2 protein-coding genes are annotated in these 5,300 nt (G+C 46.6%); both read left to right on the forward strand.

What is annotated here, in order from left to right:
- Positions 1-15: 15 nt before the first annotated feature.
- Entirely contained in the window at positions 16-4,815 is a 4,800-nt protein-coding gene (locus tag AC3WV0_RS17975) for a DUF8202 domain-containing protein (RefSeq protein WP_488847471.1), read from the forward strand.
- A gap of 90 nt (positions 4,816-4,905) precedes the next feature.
- Positions 4,906-5,300 (forward strand): hypothetical protein (locus tag AC3WV0_RS17980; RefSeq protein WP_488847472.1); only part of this gene is annotated, 395 nt, incomplete at its 3' end.

Raw genomic sequence — 5,300 nt, forward strand, 5'->3', positions numbered from 1 at the left:
GTGTACAGAAAGAACATGAGTGCAATCGAGCGTATCCAGCTCAACAGCTACCTGGCATTGAAGTACGGGATTACACTCGGAAGAAACAACGACGGAAAACTGCCTGTTGGCGATGTGGTATCTGCTTCACCGGTACAAATATTTGAAGGTGACTATCTGGCGAGTAACGGTACGACCAAAACCTGGTCATCCGATGCGGTATACCAGAACAACGTGGTGGGGCTTGGAAGAGACGACATATCAGCGTTCCATCAGCGTATTACCACAAGCCAGTCGGCAACACCGGATATCATTACCCTAAGTACCGACAGTAATTTTGTGAATACCAACCAGAGCGGTACCAACGGCCACACCGATATTGCAAATGACAAGTTTTTCTTTGTCACCGGGAACAATAACGCAGCAACCTCTTATACTAAGAAACTAGGTTTAAGCAATGGGCTTAATGCCTTGATGAAACGTATATGGAAAGTACAGAGAACAGGTACAGCGCAGGATGTCTATATCAAAACGACAGACAATCTCGCCACCTATCTTGTGTACAGTAATGATCCTACGTTCTCTGCCAATGTTCAATATCAACAGCTTATGGCAGGAGCAACGCAGCAGGGCGTACAGATCCCTTCAGGATCCTATTTTACGTTTGCGACCTTTATGAAGTGGCCTGGTGGTGTAGAAGATGAAGTGGTATGGCTTCGTGGCGATATTGGCCTTACAGGTACTCAGACTTGGTTAGATCAAAGTGGAAACAGCAATAATCTCCGTTTTGACATCAATGATTGTCTGGGAGGTCCGACAGGTCAGATGACCTTGGGGAAAACCTTTAACTATAATAGTGTAGCAGGATTTGGTCCCGGTACAGGTTGGACCTGGGGTATGATCCAGGCAGATATTTCACGCGTGTCGTCCCCTGATGCCGACGTGGCTATCATGTACAAAGCAGATGCCGTGAAGGAGCAGGATGTATGGGGTACAGACCTGGGGGGTATCCTTGATGAGCGCTCCATGCTTACCACCAAGATTGCCAACGATAACCATTCAATTGGATACAGCGGTGGTAATAGTGGTTATGCTACCATCAACATAGCTTCATTTAAAAATACAGTTTCTGACGGATCGAATATCTTGATTAATGGAAACAATGTATTGAATTTTACAGGCAGCACTACTTACAATGGATGCAGCGTGATACGTCTTGGTGACGTACCTGGAAACAGGGAAGATTATAATCCGTTTACAGGAATCTTCGGTGAGTTTGTGGTGTTTAAGAAAAATATCACAGCATCTCAACGTATTCAGCTTAACAGTTACCTTGCTTTAAAGTATGGTATTACGTTAGGCCGTGATAATAATGGTAACGGAACATCAGGAGAGAACATATCAGCTCCGATTAAGGAGGGAGATTACCTGGCCAGTTACGATGGTACCGTTCGTATCTGGGAGAGCGATGCTGTGTACCAGAACAATGTGATCGGTATCGGCAGAGACGATATCACAGCGCTTCATCAGCGCATTACGAAGAGTCAGATGCCGGTATCAGATATTATCATACTGAGCACAGATAATAACTTTACCAATAGTAACATAAGCGGGGCAAGTGGCCATACAGATATTGCTAATGATAAATATTACTTTATCACAGGACACAATGGGCAGCCAACAACCTTCACCTTAAAGTCAGGGTTAAACCACAGCCTGAATGCCATCATGAACCGCATATGGAAAGTACAGCAGACCGGAACTCCTCAGAATATCTCTGTTAAAGTAGATAACGTAAGGGCAACCTATCTGATCTACAGTGCGGATCCTACGTTCTCATCAAATGTTACCTATAAAGCACTTGCTTCAGGTGTAGCTGCTGGTGTTCAGATTCCAACAGGAAATTACTTCACCTTTGCGGCACCGCTTAACGGTCCGGGTGGGGTAACCACCAACCTGGTAAGATGGTACCGTGCCGACAGGGATGTGGTGATAGGTGCTACCCTTACCTGGAAAGATCAGACGGTTAATGCAGATGCGACCCAGTCGGTGGCAGCCAACCAGCCGGTGTACAATACATCAGGAGCTTCCCTGTTGAACTTTAACCCGTCGTTTACTTTCGATGCATCTCAATCGGATTTTATGTCCTTCAGCGATGCAGGTATGGCAAACGGTAGCAAGGTGAGATCGGTATTTGGTGTGGGGAAAAGTTCGTTTACAGGAAGCCAATTTGAATGGCTCACCAGCTACGGAACCAGTGCTGCTGGTAAAAACTTTGGACTGTTGAGGTCTTATGATAAAGTTTTGGTAACAACGTATAACACAGGAAATGATTTTGTTCCGTACAATTCAGTTTCTCCTTATACAGGCAATGCTTCGGTAATCTCTTATGGAGCGGCATCGGGCAGTACGATCTATGGAACGTACAATGCACTTCCGATTGCAAATATGACGCCTGTTGATCCAATAAATACGGTATTGAATACCGGAAGAATAGGAACAAGACAGTCAGGAGGTGAAAACTGGAACGGTGTCATCGGAGAAGTGATCTATTATAACACGATCCCGTCTTCTACCGATAAGCAGCGTATCGATTCTTATTTAGGATTGAAATATGGGGTAACACTGGGTACTAACAGCTCACCATTTACCTATTTGTCATCCGATGCAGTTAACAATATTTCTTTCTGGACAGGCAGCAATACCTACCAGAATAATATCGCAGGAATCGGAAGGGATGACATCAGTGATCTCTATCAGAAGCAGAGCCAGAGTGTGAACAGTGGCAAGCAGGTGATCATTGGTCTTGGAAGCGTTGCGGCCACCAATGAAGCCAATACAGGAAGCTTTGATACCAATCTTCAGTTCCTGGTATGGGGAGACAACAATACCGATATGTCGGGTGATACTTCAACATTCACAGCCTTATATCCTTATCAGGAGAGACTTAATAGGGTATGGAGGGTACAGAATACCAAGAATCTTTCAAAAGATATCCAGGTATTGATACCGGAGACATACATCAAAAACCTTAAAGTTTCTTCACTGCTTTACAGTACATCTGCTACTTTCCCTGCCGGAAGCCAGGTGTTCAACAGCAGCAGTGCGGGTATGGTAACGATCAACTCGGTAAACTATAAAGCCTTCACCATTCCTGCGGAGCAGGTGAATAAGGCGGAGTTCTTCTTCACCATGGCATACTATAAAAAGTCACCGGGAGGAGTGACAGGTGAGAACCTGTGGCTGCGTGCCGATGATGAGGAAATAGTTGCCAACGCAGATAATGCATCAGTAGCAACATGGAAGGATCAGAGTGCAAACAACAGCCACGGAACACAGTCCGTTCCCGGTCAGCAGCCTAAGTACAGGAACAATGCGACGGATAATATGAACTTCAACCCGGTACTGACCTTTACTGGTGGTCAGAACTTCGATATCACAGGAACGCTGGGTATCGACGGTCAGAAGAATGTATCTGTTTTCGCAGTATCCGATGTATTGGGAGCGCATTATTTCCTTCAGCCAAAAGTGGCAGGGGGTAATCTTCTGCAGTTCAGCTCTGCCGGAGCAGGATATGTTAACCTGACATTAGGCGGATCTTCAGCGACCAATACTACGGCTGCACCTTCAGGAGGTTCTGCAGAACTGTATTCAGGATGGAGAACAGCAGCAGGAGATGTATTGTACAGCGGGATCAATGCCAAACAGCTTAACGCTGTAGCGAACAGTACCAACTGGACAGGCGGAAACCTTGTCATGGGTATTGATGCTTCAGGTAACGCCACCAACGGTAAAATTCCGGAAATGGTCGAATATTCTTCGTCACTGGATGATACGAAGCGACTGAAAGTGAACAGTTATCTTGCCCTGAAATATGGTATTACCATCTATCAGCCAACAACAGGCCAGGATTATCTGGCATCAGATGGTAGCAAGAGCTGGACAGCCGATGCGACGTATAAGTACAACATCGCAGGAATCGGAAGGGACGACCTTACGGCGCTCAACCAGAAGCAGAGCCAGAGTGTGAACCGAGGTGCAACGGCCAATATTGAGACTGACAGCCAGGTGCTCGTAGCACTTAATGCTGTAGAGGCAGGCAATACGGCCAATACCAGTACCTTCAGTTCAGATATGCAGTACCTGGTATGGGGAGATGATAACGGATCTTTAAACACCAGAGTGGCCACAGGAAACGTAGCATCCAATGGGCTTACCTACACCAAACGTTTCAGCCGTGTATGGAAAGTGCAGAACAAAGGAAACTTTGCCGATAAGATTGGCGTTTACTATCCTGTTTCAGCATTCGGAAATGCATCGTCCAGTTCTATAGGACTGATCTTTGCTTCCACCGCTGCCAAGCTGAGCGACGGTACCGCTTCTGTGATCGCCAACAGTGGAAAAGAGACCATTAATGGTACGGAATATTATGCTTTCTACGTATCCGGAGGTGTCGTACCTTCACTCAATTACATGTCCTTCACCACGGCTACTTCGGTATGCTATAAGCCTGCGGTAACTTCCGGAACAGCTTTAGCGACCAAAGCGGGAATCACAGCCCTTGGAAGAGCCGGTGTAAATGCCGACAACTGGCCAATGGTAAGAAAAGGAGGCTGGATGGCCCTGGAAGCGAAAACCAAAGGAATGATCATCAACAGGGTGAGATTCAATGATTCTAACCAACCAGTGGCAGATGACGATACGACTCCTATTCTGACCAATGCCGTGGAAGGGATGATCGTGATGGACCTTACCAACAGGATGCTGAAAGTTTATACCGTGAAGAACGGAGTGCCAGGATGGTATGAGATCGGTCAGCAGACCTGTCCTGATTAAATAATGAGATGCATCAGCTCTTTCCTGCACGGCGCATGCTGTGCCGTGCGGAAAAGCTGATCTTTTTAACAACTTAAATAATAAAAGACAATGAAATCAATACTAATTGCAGGGGGGCTGCTGGTCTCATCCGTCTGCTTTTCCCAGGTGGCGATCGGTAAAACCTCGGTTACCAACAACTGGGTATCCCTCGAGTTCGGAAACAGTGAGAACCGGGGTCTGATACTGCCCTGGGTAAAAGTAGATCCCATTACGAAAACTATCCCCGATATGGTAGATGGCATGATTATTTTTGATCCTGCCGATGCCAAGGTGAAAGCCGTCGTGGCTGGTGACTGGCTGACGCTGAGCGCTGCTGATCCCAACGCCGGAACACCGGCTGCGGTAGATACTTCGCTTCAGGAGACCAAGCCGGAAGTTTCATCCGCTATGGTGCGGATCGGGAAAACCGACAATAAAGACCTTAAGGGAGTGTTGGTACTTTC

The sequence above is a fragment of the Chryseobacterium sp. 27AL genome (assembly GCF_057815395.1).

What these genes read in the sequence shown, in the direction of transcription:
- AC3WV0_RS17975 (WP_488847471.1), top strand. Translation starts at nt 16, where the DNA reads ATGAGTGCAATCGAGCGTATCCAGCTCAACAGCTACCTGGCATTGAAG.